25 protein-coding genes are annotated in these 23,489 nt (G+C 52.9%); 9 read left to right on the top strand and 16 right to left on the bottom strand.

What is annotated here, in order from left to right:
* Positions 1-17: 17 nt before the first annotated feature.
* From CWO84_RS07865 to CWO84_RS07855, 3 genes are all read left to right on the top strand, one after another.
* Positions 18-635: a redoxin domain-containing protein gene (locus CWO84_RS07865; protein WP_033156357.1), complete on the top strand. Its 618-nt coding sequence runs from the start codon at positions 18-20 to the stop codon at positions 633-635.
* Positions 636-714: 79 nt separating this feature from the next.
* Positions 715-1,935: a hypothetical protein gene (locus CWO84_RS07860; RefSeq protein ID WP_033156358.1), complete on the top strand. Its 1,221-nt coding sequence runs from the start codon at positions 715-717 to the stop codon at positions 1,933-1,935.
* A gap of 196 nt (positions 1,936-2,131) precedes the next feature.
* Entirely contained in the window at positions 2,132-2,605 is a 474-nt protein-coding gene (locus CWO84_RS07855) for a 2TM domain-containing protein (protein ID WP_033156359.1), read from the top strand.
* A gap of 69 nt (positions 2,606-2,674) precedes the next feature.
* On the opposite strand, the gene CWO84_RS07850 is transcribed toward CWO84_RS07855, so the two are convergent.
* The 7 genes from CWO84_RS07850 to CWO84_RS07820 all read right to left on the bottom strand — a co-directional run bounded on the left by CWO84_RS07850 (position 2,675) and on the right by CWO84_RS07820 (position 7,525).
* A complete protein-coding gene (locus CWO84_RS07850; protein ID WP_101052253.1) occupies positions 2,675-3,475 on the bottom strand; it encodes a phytanoyl-CoA dioxygenase family protein in 801 nt (266 codons plus the stop codon).
* Between the two features lie 69 nt (positions 3,476-3,544).
* Positions 3,545-4,120, bottom strand: coding sequence for a cytochrome c (locus CWO84_RS07845; protein WP_051669900.1), 576 nt, complete (start codon positions 4,118-4,120; stop codon positions 3,545-3,547).
* 77 nt (positions 4,121-4,197) lie between these two features.
* Positions 4,198-4,674, bottom strand: a complete 477-nt coding sequence (locus tag CWO84_RS07840; RefSeq protein WP_101052252.1) for a DUF6644 family protein — start codon at positions 4,672-4,674, stop codon at positions 4,198-4,200.
* Positions 4,675-4,678: 4 nt separating this feature from the next.
* Complete coding sequence (locus CWO84_RS07835; protein WP_101052251.1) at positions 4,679-5,176, bottom strand: DUF6644 family protein; 498 nt, start codon at positions 5,174-5,176, stop codon at positions 4,679-4,681.
* Positions 5,177-5,183: 7 nt separating this feature from the next.
* On the bottom strand, positions 5,184-6,224 hold the full coding sequence (locus CWO84_RS07830; RefSeq protein WP_051669902.1) for a hypothetical protein: 1,041 nt from the start codon (positions 6,222-6,224) through the stop codon (positions 5,184-5,186).
* A 24-nt stretch (positions 6,225-6,248) separates the two neighbouring features.
* The gene (locus CWO84_RS07825; RefSeq protein ID WP_101052250.1) at positions 6,249-7,046 is read right to left on the bottom strand and encodes a hypothetical protein; all 798 of its coding nucleotides are present in this window, start codon (positions 7,044-7,046) and stop codon (positions 6,249-6,251) included.
* A gap of 47 nt (positions 7,047-7,093) precedes the next feature.
* Positions 7,094-7,525, bottom strand: a complete 432-nt coding sequence (locus CWO84_RS07820; RefSeq protein WP_051669903.1) for a DUF6152 family protein — start codon at positions 7,523-7,525, stop codon at positions 7,094-7,096.
* A gap of 296 nt (positions 7,526-7,821) precedes the next feature.
* On the opposite strand from CWO84_RS07820, the gene CWO84_RS07815 reads away from it, so the two are divergent.
* On the top strand, positions 7,822-8,196 hold the full coding sequence (locus tag CWO84_RS07815; RefSeq protein ID WP_129871385.1) for a hypothetical protein: 375 nt from the start codon (positions 7,822-7,824) through the stop codon (positions 8,194-8,196).
* Between the two features lie 300 nt (positions 8,197-8,496).
* Entirely contained in the window at positions 8,497-9,018 is a 522-nt protein-coding gene (locus CWO84_RS07810; RefSeq protein WP_101052249.1) for a hypothetical protein, read from the top strand.
* A 197-nt stretch (positions 9,019-9,215) separates the two neighbouring features.
* On the opposite strand, the gene CWO84_RS07805 is transcribed toward CWO84_RS07810, so the two are convergent.
* Positions 9,216-10,832: a sulfatase-like hydrolase/transferase gene (locus tag CWO84_RS07805; RefSeq protein WP_033156366.1), complete on the bottom strand. Its 1,617-nt coding sequence runs from the start codon at positions 10,830-10,832 to the stop codon at positions 9,216-9,218.
* Positions 10,833-11,031: 199 nt separating this feature from the next.
* On the opposite strand from CWO84_RS07805, the gene CWO84_RS07800 reads away from it, so the two are divergent.
* The 3 genes from CWO84_RS07800 (at position 11,032) to CWO84_RS07790 (ending at position 13,996) form a co-directional block, all read left to right on the top strand.
* A complete protein-coding gene (locus tag CWO84_RS07800; protein ID WP_051669905.1) occupies positions 11,032-12,138 on the top strand; it encodes a CDP-alcohol phosphatidyltransferase family protein in 1,107 nt (368 codons plus the stop codon).
* On the top strand, positions 12,138-13,121 hold the full coding sequence (locus CWO84_RS07795) for a lysylphosphatidylglycerol synthase transmembrane domain-containing protein (protein WP_033156367.1): 984 nt from the start codon (positions 12,138-12,140) through the stop codon (positions 13,119-13,121). The genes CWO84_RS07800 and CWO84_RS07795 overlap by 1 nt, the downstream gene beginning before the upstream one ends.
* Before the next feature lie 185 nt (positions 13,122-13,306).
* Positions 13,307-13,996, top strand: a complete 690-nt coding sequence (locus tag CWO84_RS07790) for a hypothetical protein (protein ID WP_033156368.1) — start codon at positions 13,307-13,309, stop codon at positions 13,994-13,996.
* A gap of 118 nt (positions 13,997-14,114) precedes the next feature.
* Here CWO84_RS07790 and CWO84_RS07785 read toward each other — a convergent pair whose 3' ends face one another.
* The 8 genes from CWO84_RS07785 to CWO84_RS07745 all read right to left on the bottom strand — a co-directional run bounded on the left by CWO84_RS07785 (position 14,115) and on the right by CWO84_RS07745 (position 21,484).
* Positions 14,115-14,774, bottom strand: coding sequence for a hypothetical protein (locus tag CWO84_RS07785; RefSeq protein WP_033156369.1), 660 nt, complete (start codon positions 14,772-14,774; stop codon positions 14,115-14,117).
* A gap of 78 nt (positions 14,775-14,852) precedes the next feature.
* Positions 14,853-15,383 carry a transposase gene (locus tag CWO84_RS07780; protein ID WP_033156370.1) on the bottom strand — a complete coding sequence of 177 codons (531 nt, stop codon included), beginning with the start codon at positions 15,381-15,383 and terminating at the stop codon, positions 14,853-14,855.
* A 474-nt stretch (positions 15,384-15,857) separates the two neighbouring features.
* On the bottom strand, positions 15,858-16,955 hold the full coding sequence (locus tag CWO84_RS07770; protein ID WP_101052247.1) for a glycosyltransferase family 4 protein: 1,098 nt from the start codon (positions 16,953-16,955) through the stop codon (positions 15,858-15,860).
* 12 nt (positions 16,956-16,967) lie between these two features.
* Positions 16,968-17,345: a 6-carboxytetrahydropterin synthase gene (locus tag CWO84_RS07765; RefSeq protein WP_033156372.1), complete on the bottom strand. Its 378-nt coding sequence runs from the start codon at positions 17,343-17,345 to the stop codon at positions 16,968-16,970.
* 182 nt (positions 17,346-17,527) lie between these two features.
* Positions 17,528-18,568 (bottom strand): zinc-binding dehydrogenase, encoded by a 1,041-nt coding sequence (locus CWO84_RS07760; protein WP_033156373.1) that lies wholly within the window; start codon positions 18,566-18,568, stop codon positions 17,528-17,530.
* A complete protein-coding gene (locus CWO84_RS07755; RefSeq protein WP_101052246.1) occupies positions 18,565-19,281 on the bottom strand; it encodes a RibD family protein in 717 nt (238 codons plus the stop codon). The genes CWO84_RS07760 and CWO84_RS07755 overlap by 4 nt, the downstream gene beginning before the upstream one ends.
* Complete coding sequence (ribA, locus tag CWO84_RS07750) at positions 19,259-19,915, bottom strand: GTP cyclohydrolase II (RefSeq protein ID WP_101052355.1); 657 nt, start codon at positions 19,913-19,915, stop codon at positions 19,259-19,261. Before ribA ends, CWO84_RS07755 begins: the two co-directional genes overlap by 23 nt.
* 300 nt (positions 19,916-20,215) lie before the next feature.
* Positions 20,216-21,484 carry an outer membrane protein transport protein gene (locus tag CWO84_RS07745; RefSeq protein WP_101052245.1) on the bottom strand — a complete coding sequence of 423 codons (1,269 nt, stop codon included), beginning with the start codon at positions 21,482-21,484 and terminating at the stop codon, positions 20,216-20,218.
* Positions 21,485-21,987: 503 nt separating this feature from the next.
* On the opposite strand from CWO84_RS07745, the gene CWO84_RS07740 reads away from it, so the two are divergent.
* Positions 21,988-23,460 carry an MBL fold metallo-hydrolase gene (locus CWO84_RS07740; RefSeq protein WP_101052354.1) on the top strand — a complete coding sequence of 491 codons (1,473 nt, stop codon included), beginning with the start codon at positions 21,988-21,990 and terminating at the stop codon, positions 23,458-23,460.
* Positions 23,461-23,489 lie beyond the last annotated feature (29 nt).

Below are 23,489 nucleotides of genomic sequence, written 5' to 3'. Positions count from 1 at the left end.
TCAGCAATGGAGTATTTATGATTTCTCAGCGTTTGTTCGGATTGATGACCGTTAGTTTAATGCTATTAATGCCGGCCCTTGCCAAAGCAGAGCCGGTGGTAGGCCAGCCGGCACCGGCGTTTTCGGCGGCGGCAGCAGAAGGCGGCGCTTTGAGTTTGGCGGCGCTGCGCGGCAAAACCGTGATTCTGGAATGGACCAATGCCGACTGTCCGTTTGTGCAAAAACATTACCAATCCGGCAATATTCCCAATTTACAAAAACAGGCCAAAAACCAAAACATTGTTTGGTTGCAAGTCATTTCTTCCGCGCCCGGCAAACAAGGCTTTGTCGACGCGGCAACCGCAAAAAAACTCAATCAAGAGCGTAACGCCACACCCGCCAACACCCTGTTCGATGCGGACGGTGCCGTGGGTAAATTGTACGGTGCCACCAATACCCCGCATTTGTTCATCATCGATCCCAATGGCGTTCTGCTTTACAAAGGCGGCATAGACAGCATTGCCTCGGCAGACCAGGCCGACATCGCGACGGCTGAAAATTATATTTCTTCAGCACTAAAAGAACTGGCGGCCGGTAAACCCATCAGCAAAGCCGTGACCAAACCTTACGGCTGTACCGTCAAATATGCCGGTTAATGCCTGCAGTAGCTGAAATTAGCTTTCATGAGTGGGACAGTGACGCAAAACCTTGTGTCGCTGTCCTAGTCACCGCCTTATGAGCAGATTGCTGTTCGCCATGCTGATGCTGTTATCAGCTTGCGCTCCCCAAGAATATTTCCGTACCAATATCAGTGTAAAACCTTGTCTAGCCAATGCCGGTGCGGATTGCAGCGCCGCCAATTTAGTCGTCAACCCGCAAGATGGTTACACCTTGGGTTTCGTGGAATTCGACGACGACGGCCGTTTCTACGATCAACGCCAAGCCGACGCATTGCTGAATAACTTACAAGCCAGTCAACAGCCGCAATATGTGGTGCTTTATACCCACGGCTGGCACCACAATGCCAAGGACAGCGATAACAACGTCCGCCGTTTCAAGGAAAGTTTGCGCGACATCAAACTGCGTAACCCACATTACCGGGTAGTCGGCATCTACTTGGGGTGGCGCGGCGAAACGGTGGAAACGCCCTGGCTGCGGGCTTTGACCTTTTGGGAGCGGCGGTCGGTAAGCGAACGCCTAGGACAAAAGCAATTTCTAGATTTCTTGTTAAATGTCGAAGCTGTCGTCAAACACGACGCCAATCCGGATAACCGCTTGCTCACAATAGGCCACAGTCTGGGCGCGTCCGTGATGTTAAACGCCTTGCAACCGGTCTGGTTGCAACGCCTGCAACAGGAACGCGGCGACCAAGCCCGCTTCGGCGATCTGGTGTTGTTGGTTAATCCGGCTATCGAAGCCAGACGCTTTGCCGATCTGCGCACCGCGGTTCGTCGAGTCGCGGCAACGAATCGCCTTGCGCATGCCAACCCGCTGGTAGTGGTTGCCAGTTCGGAAGCCGATACCATCACCAAGAACATGTTTACCTATAGCCGGGCCGTGCCGGCCTGGTTCGAGTCGGTATTGGACCCGATTGAGCAGGTGGACATACCGGGCGCTTCGCAATGGGATTTGGCCGCCACCGCCGTTGGGCATTATCGCGGTTTTATCACCCATCGTTTGGAAGCGATAGATCCCGCACTGAAAACTCAAACCTGTCATCTCGATTCTGCCATAGCATCGAAGCCGACTGGATCAGACCGCAATATCGCTAGCGCTGCGGTGTTGCGAGTGGCGGACGGCTTGCAATTGCGTCCGGTAAAGGAGGCGTGGATGGCCGACCCATTATGGGTGGTGCAGACCGACAGATTTGTGCTGCCGAATCACGGTTTCATGGCACAAAAGCCGTTCTGGTGTTTTATCGAAGCTGCTTTGAGTCTTGCCGCCAGTCATGGATGAAGCGCATGTATTTAGAAATCTCGCCGACACCCTGATTTTGAACCGGATTAAACGATTCTAGGCCCATGTTTTCTCTTGTCGGGGCGCTTTCGACGAAAGTGACGGGCAACTGTCGTGCCGATGACGGGGGAATGTCGTCACGGAGCAAGCCAATCAAGCGCTAGACTGAAGGCCAGTGATTAAAAAGGAGTTCCAAATGCTTATACAAAAACTGAGATTGCAACACGGCTGGTCGCAACAACAACTGGCCGATTTGAGCGGCATCAGCGTCCGCACCATTCAACGCATCGAGCGCGGACAAACGGCAAGCGTGGAATCCCTGAAGTCACTGGCGGCGGTCTTTGAGATCGATTTTTCACAGTTAAATTCGGAGTCGGACATGAACGGCACTTTAAGTCAGGGCATTAGTAAAGAAGAAATCCTCGCGCTGGAACACGTGCGCAAACTGCGGCGGTTTTATACGCATTTGCTGCAATATCTGGTCGTCATCGGCGCTTTGGCGATCTTGAATCTGGTGCAAACCCCGCGCCATCTCTGGGTGATCTGGCCGGCGTTGGGCTGGGGTGTGGGGCTGTTGATTCATGCCTCGTCGGTATTCGACATCCTGCCGTTCTTTGGTGCGGAGTGGGAGAAAAAGCAGGTCGAGAAGCGTTTGTGGCGGTCGCTGTAATATGCCAAGACTCGGAGGCGTCGAATCCGGCGCCTCCGTAACTCCTGTAGAAGTATCTCCAAATCTATTTCAACCAAGCCTTTCCGCGATTTGCCAAGCCCGTCGATACCAGTCGTTATTAGCCAATTGCGCCATCTCGGCCTGAACAGGCAATACGGCTTTGTTTAGAAACGCTGCCGTAAACGGGTGGTAGATGCCGACACAAATATCAAAGGCCAGCCGCGCCGAATTGCTTTGGTAATGGCCCCGATGCAGCATTTGCGCATCGAACAATAACGCATCGCCCGGCTGCAAATCGATCAGCACGCTGCCTGGCAAATCTTCGTGTTTTTGATGACCATTCAATTCAAAGCGCACCTCCCGTTCCAGAGGGTTGTCCCAGCGGCGATGGCTGCCGGGTATTAAGGCCATGCCGCACTCGGGTAACAGCGGCACCCGCAGATGCAGTGCCAACAATTTGCCTTGCGCGCTTTGCTGTGCGTCGTCAGTGATAGTGCTGTATTGCAGGTCCCGGTGCCAATAAGGCAATTGCTCGCGGTCCAACGGATTGAAAAACAATTGGCTATTATGAAAATACAGCTCGTCGCCGAATAAATCCGTCAGCCAACCAGTAACCGCTGGCTGGGTGATCCAAGCAAATAAAGCCAGACGTTCCGCGGCCTGTTCCTTGAAATACCGGCTATCGGTCAGGCTGTGCATGTTCAACAGGCGATTGGCGCGGATTAAATCGCCAATTTCCGCCGCCCATTGCCAGTGTATCCGTTCGACCATGGACTGTAATTCCACCATGGCTTCCAGGCAAAATAACTGCCTGGCGATTAGATAGCCTTGAGTTTGGTAGGTATCGAGATCGGGTAAATTGTGGGTCATGCGCGGCAATAGCCCAGGTCAAAAGGCCTACAGTATGCAGCTTAGGCCGGCTATGTGCCAACGCCCCTACTATTTTGGTCTGGCATCGCCCGGATACCAAAATTGGCTATGACACTGCTCGCAGGCTTGTTCGACTTCGCCGCCGGCTTTTTCCAGTTCCTCGACGTTTTTGGCGTCTATCGCCACCAGTAAACCTTGTGCGGCGTTTTGCAGGTTTTGCGCGCGTTTTACAAATTCCAGACGATGCTCGGTGATCAAGGTTTTGATCGCAGCCGGCGTCAGTTCCGCACCGCCGCTAGAAGTGACGGCATTAGCAGCCGCGATGGGCCGGTCTTCAATGAACAACAGATTCGCCGCTTCAGTCACGGCCAGGGCGTGTTGCCTTAGCAGTCGCCAATCTTCGTCGGTTTGCGGCTGGCGTTCTTCGGTACCGGTGGCCGTGCTGACCGAGGATACCGAGTTCCAGATAAAATCGATATTCGGATCGATAATCGAGGTCATGATCTCTTGCAACGTCGCGACCGGTTTGAAGGGAATGGGCGGCGCAGCAGGTTCGGTAGTAGCAGGGTTGCAGGCCATCAATAGACTGGCAGATGCCACGCTGCCGGCAAGTATTTTTAAACGTGAATTAAATCGTTTGAACATGGGCAATCCCGTTGCGAATAAAGAAGACGTCGGCTCTATGCCGGGGCGTCCTTAAACTGAAAATGGATGAGTCGGCGTTAAGCAAAAAAGCCGATAAAACGCCCGGCGAACGCCACGCCCAGCCACAGGCTCAATGCCAGGCCGCCGGTGGCTTTTGCCAGCCAAGTATGGTGTGAGTCTGACCTAGCAACCCACCGGTAGAGCGTGAAATACACCAGCAAGGCAAGGCCCAGCAGAATGAATTTGGCCCAAAAGAAATCGTTGGGATAGTAGCTGGTGGCGGCCGGAATGAAGATCAGCAAGCCGGATACCACCAATAGCGTCAAACCGGTCCAGAACAACTTGCCGGTGCTGCGCTGGATTTGCGCCAACGGTACGCTGCTTAGGCCCAAACCCAGCAAATTCAGGCTGGTTAATATCACCGACGCCAGCAACAAAATCATGCCGGCGATATGGCCCAGTTCCAACAAGGCGCAGAACAGATGATCCAGGCTGCCGACGAAGCGGCCAAACCCGCTGGATTGCAAAGCTTTGAAGAGTTCGAGGACAGACATAAGGTTATTGGTAACTCAAGTAAGGGATCAAACGCCCGGCGATGACCACCAGGCTCCACAAAGTCAGCGACGTGAAGCCGGCAAAACGCACCGCTGCTGGTAAGGTAGACTCGTTGCCCCAGTGCCCGACCTCGCGGCCCCATTTCAACTCAAACCACAAGGCATTGATGCCGGCCAAGGCGATGAAACCCAGTTTGTAAAAAAATACCGGCAGCGTGATGATTTTTGCCGCCGTCGCCACGAACAGCAAAATCCCGGTCGCGAAGATAATTAAAAATCCGCCCAACAACCAGGGCCGAAGCGGATGCAAAACTTGCCCAACCGGCAACTGCGGTAGAAACAGGCCGAGCAGGCGCAGGTCGACAAAAAACAGTAATCCCAATGCCAAAGCCAGGCCGATCAAATGCAAGCCTTCGATCAAGGGAAACATATACACCGACTCGCGCAGCGCGGTACCGAACTCGGAGTCGTTAAGCAGTTGGGCAAATTCGACTAATGACATGATGAGCCTATTTTTTCGGTTCTTCAGCGGCGACCAGTCCGAAGCCGCCATTGTTCTCGGCGCAGACACGTTCGTATTGATCCAGGATAGGCTCTTTTAGGGCCACCTTGCCGGTGTAATTGGCTGGCTCAACCTCGAAGTGCCAGCCGTTAGGCTGATCTTTGGCGGTCCATTTCCGGGCTGGCACCGTCACGGTAAACGGCCGGGTATAGACGGTCGGGTCTGTTAGCACAGCTTCGTAGGTGTAACGGTCGCCGTCGTTGCTAAAGATGTAGCGCTCCTGGATATGGCCGTTTTCGCTAATAAACTCGCCGGAGCGGCCGAATAAGGCTTTGCCGTTTTGATTGGTGACGTCCACCACCAGCGTGTTGCCTTCCCAATGGCCGCGCGAGTCGCCGTTCCACAGTTTAATGTTGTCCGGCAAATGCGGTTTGCCGTCCAGGTGAATGATGCGGGTGCCCGAGTTGAATTGAAACAACACATAACCCGGATACTGGCTGATTTCGTAACCGTGCCAAAACAAGGATTTGGGAATGCCGCCTGGTGCGCAACGCGCCAAGGGTTCGATGTATTCCGGTTTGACCGGGTCGTGGAAATGCGCCTGAAAATCCTTGACCTTCTCCAGCGCCCAAGGCTGAAACGGCACCTGGCCGTCGGCGGGGTCGCTGACCCGGCTGGGTGCGCGTTCCTCGCGTGGACCTTTGGCTACTCGGTTGGGATTGGGGTCGTTTAGGATGCCGCCTTGCGGATCGGTAAAGTTGTTATGGTTGGCGATGGTATTGGACCAGTGGCCTTGCACGTCCGGTTGGCCGTCGGCGGTTTTCGGACCGGTCCATTTTCCGGAAACGATCTTGGGAAAGCTTCTTTCCTGTTCTATGCCGGGGCCGCCCAGTTTCAGCGGTTTGGTGGCCGGCTGAGCCGATTTCGCAGCCGGTGCGTCCGGTTTCTTTGTGTCGTCCGCAGCGTATAGGCTGGGCGCGGCGGTAAGCATCATACTGATGGCCAGCCCGGAAAATAGCGCCGAGCGACCTGGGTTAATTTGTGTCATAACGTCCTCGTCTGGTATCCGGCTTTAAGGTTTATTCGGCTTGGGCGGATAAGCGTCGTCGTAGTCCAGCGTAAAGCGGTAGTCCTCGATCAACTGAAAATCCTTCTCCCGGTACCGGTGCAAAATCACCGATAGATTCCAGGGCTTGCTAAATACCTTGGGGTCTTCCACGGTGGCTTTATATTCGACGGTGTTGGGGTCGATAAACGCCCATTTTTCGACGACATGTAGCGCGTCGCTGTGATAATTGCCGGCCCGGTCGAACCAGGTTTTGTCGTTGAAATGCTTGACGTCGACCACCAGCGTATCGCCCTCCCAATGCGCGCGGGAGTCGCCCAGCCACCAATCGTAAGGGTCTTTCGGATGATCGGTTTCGTCGGTATGTATGGTCCGTACCGAATGACCGAACTGGTGTACCAAGGTCAGGTCTTGTTTGCGTTGGAAGATTTGAAACGGCTCCGGGTAATAAATGCCGCGCGGTACACCCAAGGTGTAGCCTTTAAGCGCCGGGTCCAGGGTGTCGCGAGCGGCGAAGTTTTTCTTCTTTTGCTCCAGTGCGGCGGGTAAATAAGGCAGGTAATGGCCTTCGACGATGCCGGCGCCGGGCGGGGCGTCCTTGCGGTTGCTGTGCGGTTCCAGGTCGTAATCGGCGGCGCTGGTAGTTTGCCAGATGCCGGAAAAATCGGGTTTGCCGTTGGCAAGCCGGGGGATTTTAGGGCCGGCCGCACCGGCGTCGCCGGTAGCCAGGAACAGCAAAATCAAGCCGCTGGCCAGCATCAGCGCAATCTGTAGCGATGACGGACCGTTATTGGGTGAACGCATTGAGGGTATATTCCGTAATATTTATATTCAAACAAATCCGATTCGGTTTATTGCGCCTGGCCGTTGGCTTGCGCCCCCGGAGCATCCTGAGCGCCGCCAGTTTTAACGCTACGGCCATCAGACAACACGGTGGTCACCGCGTAGCCAAAATCCTTGCCATTCTTCGCGCGATAACCCTGGATGGTGACTTCGCTGCCGACCGGCAGGCTGGCTTTGGTTATGCCCTTTTGTTTAAGGCTGAACGGCGCGCCGAATTCGAATCCCCAATTCTTGGCGCTGCCGTCGGTTTGCTTCACGTCCAGATACAGCCAGCTATGCGGGTTGACCAATTCCAGTTTGGTGACCACGCCTTTTAACTCGATGGGTTGTTCGGCGTCGAACTCGGCGGAAAAGGCGTGGTGGGCATGGGCTGGCGGCGCGGTCAGGGAAAGTAAGCCGCCAACAACTATCCCGCTTACCAGTTTGCCTTTCGTGTTCATTCGATATGTCCTCCGCTAATTCGCTAAAAAATCAATCGCGGAAAATGGTTTGCTTAACTTTCCACGTCGTTGCCCGCATTCAGCAAAAACCAGGCCCATAATCCATAACAACGCGATAATCAGGAGTATTTATTTAGCTAAGCCACTGTTTTAGCGTTAATTACTTTGCGAACAACGACCAAGTGACGATCAAAAACAGGAGGACGATTTATCGGTGAGGACAACTGCCGTGCTGTTAACTCAGCAGCGGAACAACATCCTTCGAGCAATTGTCCGGCGATATGCCCAAGCCGCGCATGCGCACCGAAAATATACCCAGCGGCACCGCCGAAAGCTTTGGCTGCATCCCGCCGGGCTACAGGGGCATCCACAAAGTGCTCGGTGGTACACCCAAATCGCTGGTGCGCACCGCTGCACGCTTCGTCGACACCTACACGGGATTGGGATGTGCCGACGCACCACTCGGCGGTAACCACGAGAGGGTTTTGCGTGTCGCCCGGATACTCGGCCACTGGTCCGCCCCAGGTTTAAGCACCCGCCTGTTTGGCGGGACGGTGCCGCCAACGCCGGCCCGAATGAATTTACCGGATTGGCGCGCGAATGGATTATCGCGGCGATCCGGATGGTTTGGCTGGCAAGGATATTTCCGAGTTGGCGCGCTGGGTTCTTAGGATCTGAATGAGCGGCATATCCGCAACTGAGCTGGCGACATCGACTAGCTGGTTCTGATACGATTCAACCGGTAAAAAATGTCGGCTTTAGAGAGTGGCGAACTGTGACAATCGACCCGTTGCGGACTATCGCTTGAGATGATTCAATGGCAACAGTCAGGCTGTTACCGGTCATTATTTCATCGTCGAATGATATATAGAAAGGAAGATCATATGCAGATCAATAAATTACCTTATCGAAGCGCATTATCGGGTAGATATACGGTTAACAGCTTAATATCTTGTTAGGTTTCTCACGCCATGCACCAACCGAACGAGCACGACATCTATTCGCTCATCGGGTTCACGCTGACGTATATCCAGTCGGTTGAACGCAACATCAAGTTCTGCACAACGTTCGTGCTGCAAGGCGATACCGAGCTAACGTGGGAAAGGCTTCAGCATATTGAGGGGCAAGAGAGGAAGAAGGCGCTCGGCTATTTCTTGGGGAAGGTCAAAGAGCGAGCACAGCTATTTCCTGCTTTTGAAGAACTGCTTAGCGAGTTCTTGCAGAAGCGGAATGATTTCGTTCACAACCAAAACAAGATTCCGGGCTGGAATCTCAGCACCGAAGATGGCGCCTTGGTTGCTCGCAAGTTCGTCGTGTTGCTTCTTCGTCAAGCCCACATGGTGAATGAGATATTTGCTACTCTCGTAACTAAATGGCAAGTCCAAGCCAACATCGATGCGCCCACTACCCCCGACCTTCAAGCGTATCTGGAGGAATTCGAGAACCGATATGGTGCCTACATTGACACGTTCTTCTCAGCCCAAGAAACCTAACCCTGCGGTCAACACGGACCTTGCGCGAAAAGCCGCGCAAGGCCGGTTACCTTCACGGTAGACGAGCAATTTATGACATAAACCGGCCCACACCTCGAAGGTTGGAAATTGGCCGAATTGATCCTTTTCGGACCTTGGGATATTTACATGCCCGCGACCGCTTATTCGAAACCTTGCGCAAAACCAGGAACCAAGATTTACCGGGAAAACGCCGCAATAAATCGCTCCCGTAATTTATCCATGCCCAGCACGGGCGCATCGCTTGACGGCAGCATGCCCTCCGTCCATTGCGAATCTTTTATTGCATCCATCACCTTGCTGTCGCGACTAATCAGATGCACCAGCACGTCATGGCTATCCGATTCGCCGGTCACAAACGGTGCCGGCTGGTGATCTCCCAGCACCAGCAGTACCAGCTTGTCGTCTCCATATTTAATCGCGTAGGAGACGATATTAGCCAGCGCATATTCGATGGATTTTCGATATTGTTCACGGATGCGCTCGGTGTTTTGCCAAACCACTTCCGGGGTATCGCCGACGCGGGCTTGATTGAAAATGCTGCCGTCGCCGACCTGGTCCCAGTCCACCAGATCGGGCAACGGCGTCCAGGGGGCGTGCGACGAAATCAATGCCAGCTCGGCCATCAACGGTTGCCGAGCGCCGGGTTTGCGCTCCAAGGCTTGCAGGGCCGACAGCGTGTATTGGTCCGGCATGGTGATCCAGTTGAAGGTTTGGCCTTTGTAGCCCAAATCCTGTGCGGCATAGATGCGGTCGTAACCGAAGTATTCGCCTTGTGGCCAGGCCATCGTATGTGCCGGTTGTACCGCCACAGTGCGCCAGCCGGCCCGGTGGAACAGGCGATTCAACGACGGGCGTTGGCTCATCACCAAGCGGTCGTAGCGGGTCTGGCTATTGATCCATAATCCGGACATCAAGGTGCCATGCGCCAACCAGCTGATGCCGCCGTACGTCGGCGAGGTCAGGTAAGCGCTACGCGCCAACAAACCGTTTGTGGCCAGATCGGCGCTGCTTTGCTGTAGTAATGGCCGGATATGCGCGGCGTAGTCTGCCCTGTCCAGCACGGTCCGGCCATACGATTCGATGAACACCACCAGCACATCCTTGCCTTTCAATTTCTCGAACAATGCGTTGTCCGGCACGGTGGCATAATGGTCGCTATCGACGATGTTGTTGAAACTTTCCAGATCGGCCATGCCGCTACGGATGCTGGCAACGTGTTGGGCCATTAGGTCGTAAAACGGTTTGCCGGCGTATGACCAATCCGCGAAGGCGGAAGCGCTCCACACCAAAAGGCCGGCTATTAAACCTGTGCCGCTAATTTGCGCCGAACTTTGCAACAGCGTTTGTAGCCGGCGCAGTAAGGTGTTGGTCAGCCAAAAAATACTCAGCAACAAGGCGATGAGCAAACCGGCGACGACGATGGCGCCAATCCGGCCAATGGCGCCTTGCAATAGATTCATGCCGTCTGCCGGAAAGCGGGAATCCAGGACCGGATTGAACGGCCGATCAAAAACCTGGTATGCCGCGAGGTCGGCCATTTTAAAAATGATCCCCGTCGCCAGCAGACCGGCAGCGCACAGACGAATCAGTGAGCCGATCCGGCCCGGCACCAGCAACGCCAGTCCAAGCAATAGCGCTTCCAACGGCAGGTAAGCAAAAGCCGCCAACGAGATCGCGCTCAGGCGATTGGGAATAAGCAACGCCGTCAATACATAAATCACCGCAAAACCATTCAAACCGGTTGCGAGGTGATCAGTCCGGTGAGAATTAAAAATCCTGTTATCGCCTAGCATCTATATTCCCGCAAGACGGTTAAATGTGGCCGGCAAAATCGTTGCCGATAAAGTGAGTTTAAGTTTGCAGAGGCGGGCATGCTAAGTCGAATGTACTGTTAGATATTTAAGGTTGATACTGCTTGCAAGCAAAAACAACGCCAAATTGGCACGGCTTCTGCTTGCGCTTACCGGTCACCCGACTCAGTAACGGAAACACATGCAACCAACCGAGAATGCCACCTTAAATTTTCTGCAGCAGGAGTTGCGCGTAATCGCCCAATTGGGCTTGGGAGTATTACTAATCGGTTTTGGTGTATTAAGCGTTGTCCAAGATTGCCAGCTTGCCGGCCTCTGGCTGTTTCGCGCCAGTCTAATCTGGGCTTATGTCTGCCTATGCGCATGGCGGCGTTTACCGTTGAACCGCGCCAGTTTGGACGCGCCACTTTACGGCAGGCTCGGCTGGGGCAATCGTTTAACCCTCTTGCGCGGCGGATTCATCGCGCTGACCGGCGGCTTTTTGTTTATGCAGCAAACTCTTGTCACATTTATATGCTTGCCGGCGTTGTTTTACACGCTGGCGGCTATCCTCGATAGGTTGGACGGCTTCGCGGCCCGCCGCAGCGAACAGGTGAGCCTGTTGGGTAATGAATTGGACATTCGCTTCGATGCGCTGGGATTAGTGATCGCACCGCTATTGGCAATCGGTTTGGGCAAACTGCATGGCTCCTATCTGCTGTTGAGCGTGGCTTACTATGTTTATCGCTGGGGCTTGCAGCAACGTAGTTTACTGGGCTTGCCCTTATACGACTTGCCGGGAAATCCTTTGCGTCGGACTTTGGCGGGCTTTCAAATGGCGTTTGTTGCCTTGGCGCTCTGGCCGCTACTTGACCCCGAGTTGACCGCTATCGCCGGCATTGCCTTCATGTTGCCGGTGCTGTTCGGATTTACGGCGGACTGGTGGGTGGTGTGCGGTCGGTTAAAGCAGCAGGACTATGAGTGCTTGGCAAATTGGAGCGCGCAGTATTTTCAGCCAGGGCTGAGATTATTAGTGCCGTTGCTGGCGGTTATGCTGATACCGGATGCCATCGACACCGAGGACAAACTGCTGGTGCTAGGCGTTGCGCTGGTTGTGCTTGGCTTGGCCGGGCGCTTGGGAGCCTTGATCGTGATCGTCTCCTTGGGTTGGCATTATCCGCACGATAGCAACCGAGTTGTGTCTTATGGTTTGATCTTCGCTGCCAGCTGGATTTTGCTGCTGGGCACCGGCCGTTATAGCCTGTGGCGATGGGGCGACGACTGGATTCAACGCTATGACGGGGCCTGATGAACTGGTTTAAGGCGCTGCCGATTTTATTGTGGTTGCCTGGATTGCTGCTGGCTAGCGCGGTGTTTAGCCAATTGCCTCTCGCCACTATCACGTTGACTATTGGCACACTTTCTTTCAACCAATGGCTAGGCTGGATAAGTCTGAATCTGGTCATTATCTTAATGGCGACTCAGCGTTGGTGGGTGCTCAGTGATTTGCTGAAATTACCGGTTGGTGTTGCTCAGTTATTGCTGATTCGCCAAGCCGGCCAAGCAGTCAGTTTCATCACGCCCGGCCCGCAGTTCGGCGGCGAGCCTTTGCAGATTTTCTGGTTGTACAAGCGCTACCATTTGCCGCTACACAGGGCGCTGCTGAGTTTGGGCTTGGATAGATTTTATGAGCTGTGGATCAACTTCAGCATCTTGGTTCTGGCCGTGCTATTGCTGCTAGCTTCACCGGCCGGCGCTGTCGCCAACTGGCGAGAAATCTTGCTAAGTCTGATCGCTATCTTGCTGATCTTGTCCCTATTTGGCTGGATTATTTTAAAGCAGCCGGAACGGATATTGGCTTGGCTAAAGCGCCTGGCCCGGCGTTGGCAGCATCATCCGCGCCTACAAAACATCGAAACACATTGGCAGCGTCTGGGTAGTGACTTAAAGGCTGCCGTAACTACCGGTAAGCCGGTTTTATGCAAAGCCTTTATATTTTCTCTGTGCGGCTGGGCCGGGTTGCTATTGGAGTTATGGCTGCTGCTCGGCGTGTTCGACTTTGCCCTGGATGTTTCGGCGTTTCTGGTGGTGTTGGTGGCGATGCGTCTGTCGTTTTTGTTGCCGCTGCCGGGCGGCGTCGGATCGTTGGAAGCAGCGGTGTTTTGGGCGTTTCAGTATTTGAGTTGGCCCGCCGAGACAGCTGTTGGCTTGATAGCGTTAATGCGTTTGCGCGATGCCATTATGCTCATCGGCGGCCTGGGTTGTTTGCGCGCGTTACAGGCAAGTCGGTAGCCAAGTGCTTCTCTAAAGACAGTCAGCCAGCAAACCCTGTCTGTATCGCAACAGCTGGCGGGCATTAACTCTGTTCAACAACGGAATTTCCTGGCGATTAAATACGGCACGATTACTGCTGTTTTCGGAGCGGGAACCTTGCTCAAGGAATCCGTTTTGATAACCCATAACTAGAGAGAAAATGCATGAAAAAAACTAGCTTTGTTGCCGGCCTGCTCGTTCTGAGCGCCAACACTGCCTTCGCTCAACAAGCCCCCAGCGACGCCCCCAAACCACCGCTAGGCTTTTTCGTTACCAGTGTTGGCTCCGGCAAAGGCGCGGATTTGGGCGGCCTGGCGGGCGCGGATGCGCATTGCCAGAAACTGGCGACCGACGTCGGTGCCGGCAACCGCACCTGGCGCGCCTATTTGAGCACCCAGGCCACAGCCGACCAACCCGCCGTCAACGCCCGCGACCGGATCGGCAACGGCCCCTGGGCCAACGCTAACGGCGCGATTGTCGCGAACGACGTTGCACACCTGCACGGCGACACCGTGGAGTTAGGCCAGTTGGGCAACAACGTGCATCGCACCACCAACCTCACCGAAAAAGGCGCGCAGATCAATGGTGTTGGCGCTACACCTAACCAGCACGACCTAATCACCGGCTCCAAACCGGACGGCCGCGCCTACACCGATGCTGCCGACCACACCTGTAAAAACTACACCAGCAGCGGCGAAGGCAGCGTTCGCGTCGGCCACTCCGACCGCACCAACCGCGGCGCCACCGGCGGCAACGTCTCCTGGAATTCCACCCACGACAGCAAGGGCTGCAGCCAGGAAAACCTGGTCAGCACCGGCGGCGCGGGTTATTTTTATTGCTTTGCGGCGGATTAAGTTGGTTTGAGAGGGTGGGCTGACGAAAGGAAGCCCATCCGTGGCGAGTGATGCGATTCACTTCGTTCTGTCTTCATGTTGAGTTTCGCATTTCTCCACCCTGCCCTGATAAGTCAAATTAATGAGTTAGTACCCAAAAAATGTTTCTTATAATCACCCATGAAAACAACACAAAACCTATTGCATAAAAAGCAGTGCAGATATATCTGAAATAACGGTATTCTATATTCAAATAGTCGTATAACGACCAGAACTGATCTTCCTCTGCCTTAGGGTTTTGATTTTTGCTACTGTCATTAAATCCAATACGCCGCTTTAAATCTTCGTAATCTTTAGAGCTTTCTAACTCCTTAGCACGAATATTATTTAGATGAAGCTTATATTTTTCTGTCATATACCTAGATAGATGATGTATGTTTCTTCTTGATCCAGTGTACTCGCCATAATCTTTGAAATCTTTTATTAACTCGGGAGCTAAAACTAGAAAAATAACATTACCGATAACAAAGCATAATGACGAATAAAAGAACACCTCCCAGGAGAATGGTAGCTCTATCACAAATTCGTACACACTACCGTCGATAGTTATTTTTATGGATTCATTTATTTTCGACAATAACTTTGCCACAAGTGGAACAACAAATAACCATACGTACGTTGAACTTATTATCTTGCTGTTTTGTATAGCGCGAAGTTTATCCCAATTCGTGAACTTCTTAGCCCACAAGGACATTTCTTGAATTTGGCTACTATATTTTTGAATATTTATATTTGTCATTGTCTTTCCAATTTTCTTTTAGCGGTAGGATGGGTAGAGCGCCAGCGAAACCCATCAGGTAAAAATTCATAAATATTCTTATTCCAAATTTAAATCATTTTCCAATCCCATTACTCCGCCCCAATCAACCGGAATAATCCCTCGCTTAACATACTGATGAAACGATGAATAAGGCCAATCCGCGACAGTTGTGACGTGACCATGTTTTACTGGATTGAAATGAATGTAATCCACATGTCTGGCAAAGTCGTTATCATCCTTTATTCGGTGCTCCCAAAATCGTCTTTGCCAGATTCCTCTTTCATTTTTACGAATACGGCTATGGGAAATTTTCTCACCAATTTCAATATGCCTGGAAAATTCTGATTTGATTTGTCGCCAGCGCAAACTGAAATCATCTTCACCATCGGGTAATATCCAAATGGCGTGCAGATGTTCCGGCAACACTACAATCGCTTCCATTGTAAATGGATGTTTTTGTTTAACCATACGGAAGGATTCTCGCAAAATCTCAATATGATCCGTCAGTAGTGTTTGGCTTCTATCCGCCAGATTTACCGTAAAAAAGTAAGTGCCACCCTGGACACGATGGCGACGGTATTCAGTCATTTTTTTCAGCGTAAGTTTGAAGTTAGCGATGGGTTTCGCTTCGCTCTACCCATCCTACGAAGCCCATTGAGTTTAGCCCTAGCTTAGTCCTGTGAGCCATCCCGCCAAATTGTTTACCATACACCCGAGCAACAGTATCAGTATCTCCAGCAACAATTTTTCTCTAATCCGGTGTAATAAGGCCAGACTTGGCAAGGCTTATAAACATGGCATAAATAGTGATACGACATTATCGGCATCACGCCTGTTTAATCCTTGATAGTGAGTGGTCTATGTTTCGCACGGAACGATTTTTGTCTGTAGTTAATCCTGGTACAGGGTTACACGCCTGGTATTTTTTGACTCGGGAAGGCCGCAAAGGGCCGTTTTCCTCTAAAACCAATGCGCAGGTGGCGCTGCACCACTACATCGATAGCTGTGCTCGACAGGGACTTGCCAGCCGGCGCACGCGATTGTTGGCGAATGGCTGAGCGTTTATCGGTTTTGCCCGATTACTTGACCCGATAAAAACGCGCGGATGCCGGCGCAACTTGTCTCCCATTTGGGATGGTCGGCATAGAATTGCAGGGCGTTAGCGCCCAATCGAGCCAGCAGTTGCCGATCATGATGCAGGGTTTTTAACAAATTGCCTAAGGCGACATGACCTTCGGGTTCGATCAAATAGCCGTTATCTCCTTCACGAATAATCTCCCAGGCAGCTCCCGCCATGGTGCCGATCACCGGCAAGCCGAATTGCTGAGATTCCACATAGACAATGCCATAGCTTTCGTAAGCGGACGGCATGACTAATAGATGGTGTTGCCGGTACAAATCGGCCAACGCTTCACCTTGCACGGAACCGAGCAAGGACATGTTTTGGGTCAATCCGGCATCTTGAATCAAGGTTTTGATATACGCGACATAGCCCGGCTCCATATCCAGCCGTCCGGCCACTCTGAGCAGGTAGTCCGGTGCAGGCAGTTGGCTAAGGGCTTCGAGCAGCACATGCAAACCCTTGCGGCGGATGACGTTGCCTACCAGCAATATTCTCAGCGGTCCGGGCTCCAGCGCGCGGTTTAACACGGCTGTGTGATCGATGTTTACGCCCGCAAAATTATCGCCGGCCGGCACAGCAATACAGTGCGGAGGTAATTCGCCGGCCAGTAGCTGTTGGATTTGGCTTAGCGTGGTCCGGCTGTTGGCGATGATGCCGTTCACCGTTTGTAAATAGCGGCGCTCGATAATCCGATAGAGCCAGGCACTGTGCCAAGGCGAGTGGTCGATGCTGGCTAGCAGATGCACCAGGGCAATTATCGGGATGTCGAGTTGTTTACTGATGCGCCGATTCAAATAAAACACGGCCGGATGCGCCATGGCGTCTTGAATCAGAATATCCGGCTTGGCTGCGGCGATTTTCTCCAGCAAATCGCCGGTAATATTTTCCGCCAACAGCCGCCAATAATTATGCGGCGGCAAGCTGATAATGCTGACCTGGTCACCTTGGCTTTGCAGGTAAGCCACCAACTTGCGGTTATACAAATAGCCACCGCTGACGCTGTCCATATCTCCAACGATCAGCAAGCCGACATGCACGTTGTTTAGCGCTTAGAACGCCAAGCGGTAAGCCGCCCAACAGGTGGCGTTTTCCCAGAGTTTTACCCGCAATCTGCCTGTGCCCGGTGGATTAATGGCTGCGGCGATTTTTTCGCAGATAATGCGGCTGAAGTGCTCGATACTGGGGTTTAAGCCCGCAAACTCCGGTTTGTCGTTGAGCATTTGGTCGCGAAAACCGGCGACTATTTCATCCAACGCGGCTTCGATAGCAACGATGTCCACCAGATAGCCGTGCTGATCCAGTTCCTCGCCGTCGATACGCACTTCGGCGATGTAATGATGGGCGTGGGGTTGGTTTTCGCTGCCCCAATCGCCGCCGATTAAGTAATGGTTGGCGATAAAGTCTCGGCTGACGGCTACGCTGTACATGTTGGTTTTCCTTGGGTTTCGGTGGCTATTTTTGTTACTGGCGGCCAATGCCTTGTTCCTGCTCTGGTACTAACATGTCATTTAGGCGAAGGTTAGACTAGGGTTTTATCCCCCTTCACCCCAGCCCTCTCCCACGAGGAGAGGGGGCTAAATTCACGGCGATTAGCTAAAGCTATGGTCTATTAATAGATAAAAACGGCTTGTAAGACTTGTTCCGGCGCTTGATCCAGCAGCTGGTAAACGTCTGCGGCTTGGTCGATGGGAATGCGATGACTGATCAGTGCTTGCGGCTTCACCTGCCGAATCATCCGCCAAGCCTGTTGAAAACGCCGGGCCTTATCCCAGCGCCCCGTCAATTCCGGCGCAATACTGCTGACTTGGCTGCTAATGAATCTGATTCGATTGCGATGGGCCACTCCACCCAGTTGTACGGAAGCGGATTTGTTACCGTACCAACTGCCGATCACGATGCGCCCGGAATAGCTGCACAGGTCGATAGCCAGATTCAAGGCTGCCGGTGCGCCGCTGACTTCGTAGATCAGATCGGCGCCGGAGTTCGGTGTTGCCGATAATTCCACGGGCAATCGTAAAGCATCTTTCAATTCGGCAATTTGCCTATCAGACTTTGGGTCGAAAGTTCGGTGTACACCCAACCACTCGGCGTAATTGCTGCGTTTGCCGATTTCATCCAAAGCCAGCAACTGCGCCAAGGGAAAACGAGCCAGTAAGCTGGATAGCAATAAGCCGACGATGCCTTGCCCTAAAACAGTCACTCGTTCGCCTAAACCCGGACTGCCGTCCAGTATCAGATTGACCGCCGTTTCCATGTTGGCTAAAAACACCGCCGCCTCGGGTTCGACATCATCCGGCAACGCGATGAGTTGATCCAGTGTAGCGATAAAATGACTGGCGTGCGGCTGAAACGAAAACACGCGCTTATTTAACCAAGAGGCATCGACGCCAGCGCCGATTTGTTCGACGTTGCCTACGCAGGCATAACCATATTGCAAGGGATAAGCGTTTTGCTGCTGCAAGGCCGCCAGCGAGGCATCCAACGCAATATCGGTGGGCAATTGTCCCCGGTAAACCAGCATTTCCGTACCGGCGCTTATCGCCGAGCAAAGACTCTTCACCAATATTTGCCCAGGCTGCAACGGCGGCAAGCGCTGCTCGCGGATTTCAACCTCTCCGGGCTTGATAAACCAAAGCTGACGGGCCCTCATGCTACCGCCATCTCCCGGTAATGCAGATTGCCCCACATGATCAAATCTTGTCCCAGCATTTGCGAATGTAATGGACGAATTTGCGGCAATTGGCTTTTACAGCCTAAATCCAGATTGCCGACGCCCTTGTAACCGCCGACCAAAGTCGGCGCAATGGTCAATACCAAGGCATCCGCCAATTGCGCTTTTAAAAATGCGGTGATGACCTGACTGCCGCCCTCCACCATCAATGTCCGGATGCCTTTTTCCCAAAGTCGTTGCAGGGCTGCCGACAGGTCAACACGCCCATCGTCATCGCCGGCTAAAGTGATGATTTCGGCGTTGCCGCCGAATGTCCCGTCGGGTTTTAAACAGGTTAGCAGCGAGCAGTCTTTATCCTTGCGTTGGCAGAGGCGAGCGGTCGGCGGCGTGCGTAAACCGTTATCCAGCACGATGGGTTGCGGGTTGTGCCCATCCCATTCGCGCACCGTTAATTGCGGGTCATCGGTCAGCACCGTGCCGATACCGACCAGGATGCCGTCATGCGGACTACGGAGTTGGTGGGTCAAACGCCGCGACTCGGAACCGCTCAAGCCCAAGGTTTCACCGGCGCGCGTGGTAATGCTGCCATCCCAACTTTGCGCATAACTTAGCGTGACAAACGGCCGTTCCGCTGATTCGGAAAACGCTGTTTGGGCGATCAGCCAGCGCTCAATCTGCTGGTTCACAAGCATGTGCGGCTCTCTCGCTTACCCTGATAGCGGCAGGTTTGATTTTTAATAAGTGATCCATGCGCCGGACTTTGGTCAGCAGATAGCCTTCGTTATCGGCATTAATTGTGGCTTCCAACGGAAAACGGGCATTGATTCGGATACCCTCGCTTTCCAGAGCTTGAATCTTTAACGGATTGTTGGTCATCAGCCGTATCGACTTGACGCCCAGCTCTTCCAGAATACGGGCCGCCAAGGAATAGTCTCTTTCATCCGCGCCATGCCCCAACAACAGATTGGCGTCCACCGTGTCGTAGCCTTGGTCTTGCAAGTTATAAGCGCGCATTTTCTGCAACAGGCCGATACCGCGGCCTTCCTGGCGCAGATAGACTAAAACGCCGGCACCCTGGCCGGCGATCAATTGCAAGGAGCGGTCCAGTTGTTCGCCGCAGTCGCAACGTCTGGAACCCAGTACATCGCCGGTAAAACATTCGGAGTGGATGCGCACCAAGACATTGTCGGCATCGCTGACGCTACCCATCACAAACGCCAGATGTTCTTTGTTATCCAGGGTGTTGCTGTAATAGCAGAGTTGAAAGTCGCCATACGCCGTGGGAATTCGGGTGCTGGCGAGTCGGGAAACGGTAGATTTGGACATGGTGTTCGATAAATGCTTAATTCCTTTCATAAATCAACTTACGTGCCAGCTTTCAAGTGCTTGTTTGACATAGTATTTAGCAAATTAGCCATCTCTACACTGCTGCCTCACGCGCAGCAATTGTTGACCTACTGTTGTTTTAACAACTATCAGGCAGCACAAGCCATGCATTCTGGTAGTTGAGCCTTTATACCTATGAAAAGCCACTTGATCAGGAAATGTCATCGCCATGTTTTGTAACAATCGGTAAAAAAAGAAGCGCCTTGACGGCGCTTGAGAGGGAGGAGAGCCCTGAATGAATTAAAACCGCCGCGTCCAACCAAATTGCAGCGAAAACTGGCTCATCGACAAATCGATTGATTGTCCCGGACTCAATGGATTTGGGCCGGTGATGGTTTTCTGCGGGGAATACATGAAAGCAAAACTGAGTTCGTCTTGTTTGCTAAGCGCGTGACTTAAGCCGCCGGTCAAGTGCCATTCCTGGACGCCGGGTGCCAGAATATTAAACAGCACCTCGGAGCCTTCGATGGGTTGTTGCCCATAACTCAGGCCACCGCGCCAAATCCAATCCGGGCTTTGCTGCCACTGCACCCCGGCTTTATAAATCGTCATGTCGTTCCAGCCAAAACCTCGGCCGTCGGCGTGCCCCAGCAAATTGCCCTGAAAGGTATTGCCGACCGATTTAATCTCACTGTAGCGGATATGCTCGACGTCAAAATTGGCGGTCAGCGCCTTGCTAACGTCCCAGGACAAACCGACATTAAAGCTGTCCGGAATATCAAAGCCACCGCCCTGGGCAAATAAGCCGGAGTAGCGTTCGAACTTGGACATATAGATGCGGCTTTTATAAGACGCACCCAATCGCAAACCCGGCGTTAACTCGGCCAACCCACCTACCCGGAAGCCGGCGCCAAACGAATAATCGCGCCCCTGATCCGATAAGTGATCCGGCTCACTGGAAAAACCGAACTGACCGAATGTACCCAAGCCCCTGGCCTTGAAAGTCTGCGCCGCAAAAATCGGCGAAATTCCCAATGCGTAGCGGCCTTTGGCAAACGAATGCGCGTAGGTGCCGACGATAAAGGCCTGCGCCATATCGATACCGGTGCGGCCGGCGCCGAAAGTACCGTTAGCCCCGGTAAACAAGCCATTGCCGTTGACCAGTGGCTTGTAATCGGTGTTCATGCCGCCATTGCCATACATGGCCACACCGAGGGTTTGCTCTGCGTCTAATTTGTAACTCCAACCCAAGGTCGGCACCGGGAAATACTCGCTGTCGCTTTCAACCGACCCGGTCGCTAACATGCCGCCGCCGTTAACTCGGTACTCGCGATGCGGACTGAATAATTCAAGTTCCAAATCCAGGCGATCGCCGACATAAGCCAGACCGGCCGGATTAATCGCGGAAATAATCGCATCCTGCGCAAAAGCGGTACTCGCCCCCGCCAAGGCTTTGCTCCTGGCGCCGTAGCTGTGGGCAAAATAGCCGTTGGTTGCGTTGGCTGGAAATGAGGCAGTAACTGCGATTACGGCACCCAACCATGGCAGAAAGGTTTTTGTCAACGTCATGTAAGGTTTCCCAAGTGAAAAGCTTGAAGAAATTCTATCCAGCGCCAGGCTCTCTTTAAAAACGATATATTTCGATGTGTATTTCAGATATAAGCATAATGACGGCAATCCCCACCCAAACCGCCGAGCCCGTAATTTCGCATGTTTAGCTAACACCCCCGCATAGCAAACTCCTAAGCCTTGACCTGCCTCTACACAAACATCTAAGCAACAAACATTGCTAGCTCAGCAGCAATCTGCCGTCGATCCCAACGCATCCACCAGCAGATCCTTATGAATTTTAAGGATTGCAGTTTAGCGGCATGACATTTGCTTTGTGGTCCAATAACCACGATCAACTAGCTCATCGATGATCGTCATTTACTTGCTTATGAGCCTACTGATCGGAAACTGGCATGGATCAAGAAACTTTGGGCGAAACGTGTGTTGACCGGAAAAAACATAGCTTGACCGACGCCGAATCCCGCTTTAGCAGAATCTATTTCAAATCGACAGGAGTTAACATGCACAAATTGCTATACCGAACGGCTGGTTTAACAGCGTTTATCATCGCCGGTTGCAGTTCGCTACATCAAAATAGCCTCAAATTAGCCAGCGATGCCACCGGCGCCACTCAGGTCAAAAGCATTGAATTTAGCGGTACCGGTCGCTGGTATCAGTTCGGACAAGCGCCGAGTCCCGATTTACCCTGGCCGCCCTTTGCGCTGAAAAACTACACGGCCGACATCAATTACGAAACCGCCAGCGCCCGCGTGCAAATTAGTCGCTTGCAAGAGATAGAGCCCGGACGCAATCGCCCGCAACCGACCGAGCAGAAGGCTGATCAGTACGTCAGCGGCGCGTTTGCCTGGAACGTTGCCCCGCCTGCCGCAGGCGCCAGCAGCGCAACTCCCACCATCACATCGCAACCGACAGCAACCGAGGAGCGCGCCGCGGAAATATGGGCCACGCCACAAGGCTTCTTAAGGGCGGCGCAGACCCATCAGGCCACAATCGAAGAAAAAGGCAACGACACCCAAGTGTCCTTTACCTTGGACGGCAAATACCGCTACCAGGGCACCCTGAACGCCAACAACCAACTGACGAATGTGAAGACCTGGATTGACAACCCGGTACTTGGCGATACCTTGGTAGAAACTCAATACAGCGACTACAAGGTATTTGACGGTGGGTTGTTTCCCAGTCACATCGTGCGTCTGCAAGGCGGCTATCCGGTATTGGATTTGAACGTAACAACCGTAAAAGCCAACCCGACAGTAGACATTCCGGTACCTGCCGAAGCAGCCAAGAAGCCGAACACTATCGTCGCAGCTAACAAACTAGCGGACGGCGTTTATTATTTGACTGGCGGTACGCACCATAGCGTGGCCATCGAACAACTTAACCATATTGTCTTGGTAGAGGCGCCGCAGAACGAAGAACGCTCACTCGCTCTGATCGAAAAACTGAAGGAAACCATCCCCAATAAGCCGATCAAGTATGTGATTAACACCCATGCACATTTTGATCACAGCGGCGGTTTGCGCACCTTTGTCGATACAGGGGCCACGATCGTCACCCATCAGCCCAATCAAGCCTATTACGAAAAAATTTGGTCTGTTCCCCACAGCATTCGCCCCGATAATCTGGAGAAGTCCAAAAAAACCCCAAACTTCATTAACTTTGCCGGTAAGCAGGTAATTTCTGATGGCAAACGTAACATCGAGATTCATTCCTTGACTGGCAACAGCCATAACGACGCCTTTGTCACGGTGTATTTGCCCAAAGAGAAGATATTGATAGAAGCGGATGCTTACACGCCGCCAGCCGCCAACGCCCCAGCCCCCACCTCGGTGAACCCTTATTCTCTAAACCTGTATGAAACCATTCAAAAGCTTAAATTGGATGTTGGCCAAATAGCTGCATTGCATGGCCCCCGTGTGGTAACCCTTGCGGATTTGCGAGCGGCGGTTGGCCTGACCAGAGTGGCAAAATAAATCTAGCCATTCCAGTTATCTTGCATTCC

This window comes from Methylomonas sp. Kb3, from assembly GCF_002834115.1.
GTDB classification, from domain to species: domain Bacteria; phylum Pseudomonadota; class Gammaproteobacteria; order Methylococcales; family Methylomonadaceae; genus Methylomonas; species Methylomonas defluvii.
The sequence above is the reverse complement of the archived record's forward strand: the minus strand, read 5'-3'. Positions and strand labels throughout refer to the sequence as shown.

Bases quoted from the DNA above. Each gene is read 5' to 3' on its own strand.
- CWO84_RS07865 (WP_033156357.1), top strand. From the start codon at position 18: ATGATTTCTCAGCGTTTGTTCGGATTGATGACCGTTAGTTTAATGCTA.
- CWO84_RS07860 (WP_033156358.1), top strand. From the start codon at position 715: ATGAGCAGATTGCTGTTCGCCATGCTGATGCTGTTATCAGCTTGCGCT.
- CWO84_RS07855 (WP_033156359.1), top strand. From the start codon at position 2,132: ATGCTTATACAAAAACTGAGATTGCAACACGGCTGGTCGCAACAACAA.
- CWO84_RS07850 (WP_101052253.1), bottom strand. From the start codon at position 3,475: ATGACCCACAATTTACCCGATCTCGATACCTACCAAACTCAAGGCTAT.
- CWO84_RS07845 (WP_051669900.1), bottom strand. From the start codon at position 4,120: ATGTTCAAACGATTTAATTCACGTTTAAAAATACTTGCCGGCAGCGTG.
- CWO84_RS07840 (WP_101052252.1), bottom strand. From the start codon at position 4,674: ATGTCTGTCCTCGAACTCTTCAAAGCTTTGCAATCCAGCGGGTTTGGC.
- CWO84_RS07835 (WP_101052251.1), bottom strand. From the start codon at position 5,176: ATGTCATTAGTCGAATTTGCCCAACTGCTTAACGACTCCGAGTTCGGT.
- CWO84_RS07830 (WP_051669902.1), bottom strand. From the start codon at position 6,224: ATGACACAAATTAACCCAGGTCGCTCGGCGCTATTTTCCGGGCTGGCC.
- CWO84_RS07825 (WP_101052250.1), bottom strand. From the start codon at position 7,046: ATGCGTTCACCCAATAACGGTCCGTCATCGCTACAGATTGCGCTGATG.
- CWO84_RS07820 (WP_051669903.1), bottom strand. From the start codon at position 7,525: ATGAACACGAAAGGCAAACTGGTAAGCGGGATAGTTGTTGGCGGCTTA.
- CWO84_RS07815 (WP_129871385.1), top strand. From the start codon at position 7,822: ATGCGCACCGAAAATATACCCAGCGGCACCGCCGAAAGCTTTGGCTGC.
- CWO84_RS07810 (WP_101052249.1), top strand. From the start codon at position 8,497: ATGCACCAACCGAACGAGCACGACATCTATTCGCTCATCGGGTTCACG.
- CWO84_RS07805 (WP_033156366.1), bottom strand. From the start codon at position 10,832: ATGCTAGGCGATAACAGGATTTTTAATTCTCACCGGACTGATCACCTC.
- CWO84_RS07800 (WP_051669905.1), top strand. From the start codon at position 11,032: ATGCAACCAACCGAGAATGCCACCTTAAATTTTCTGCAGCAGGAGTTG.
- CWO84_RS07795 (WP_033156367.1), top strand. From the start codon at position 12,138: ATGAACTGGTTTAAGGCGCTGCCGATTTTATTGTGGTTGCCTGGATTG.
- CWO84_RS07790 (WP_033156368.1), top strand. From the start codon at position 13,307: ATGAAAAAAACTAGCTTTGTTGCCGGCCTGCTCGTTCTGAGCGCCAAC.
- CWO84_RS07785 (WP_033156369.1), bottom strand. From the start codon at position 14,774: ATGACAAATATAAATATTCAAAAATATAGTAGCCAAATTCAAGAAATG.
- CWO84_RS07780 (WP_033156370.1), bottom strand. From the start codon at position 15,383: ATGACTGAATACCGTCGCCATCGTGTCCAGGGTGGCACTTACTTTTTT.
- CWO84_RS07765 (WP_033156372.1), bottom strand. From the start codon at position 17,345: ATGTACAGCGTAGCCGTCAGCCGAGACTTTATCGCCAACCATTACTTA.
- CWO84_RS07760 (WP_033156373.1), bottom strand. From the start codon at position 18,568: ATGAGGGCCCGTCAGCTTTGGTTTATCAAGCCCGGAGAGGTTGAAATC.
- CWO84_RS07755 (WP_101052246.1), bottom strand. From the start codon at position 19,281: ATGCTTGTGAACCAGCAGATTGAGCGCTGGCTGATCGCCCAAACAGCG.
- ribA (WP_101052355.1), bottom strand. From the start codon at position 19,915: ATGTCCAAATCTACCGTTTCCCGACTCGCCAGCACCCGAATTCCCACG.
- CWO84_RS07745 (WP_101052245.1), bottom strand. From the start codon at position 21,484: ATGACGTTGACAAAAACCTTTCTGCCATGGTTGGGTGCCGTAATCGCA.
- CWO84_RS07740 (WP_101052354.1), top strand. From the start codon at position 21,988: ATGCACAAATTGCTATACCGAACGGCTGGTTTAACAGCGTTTATCATC.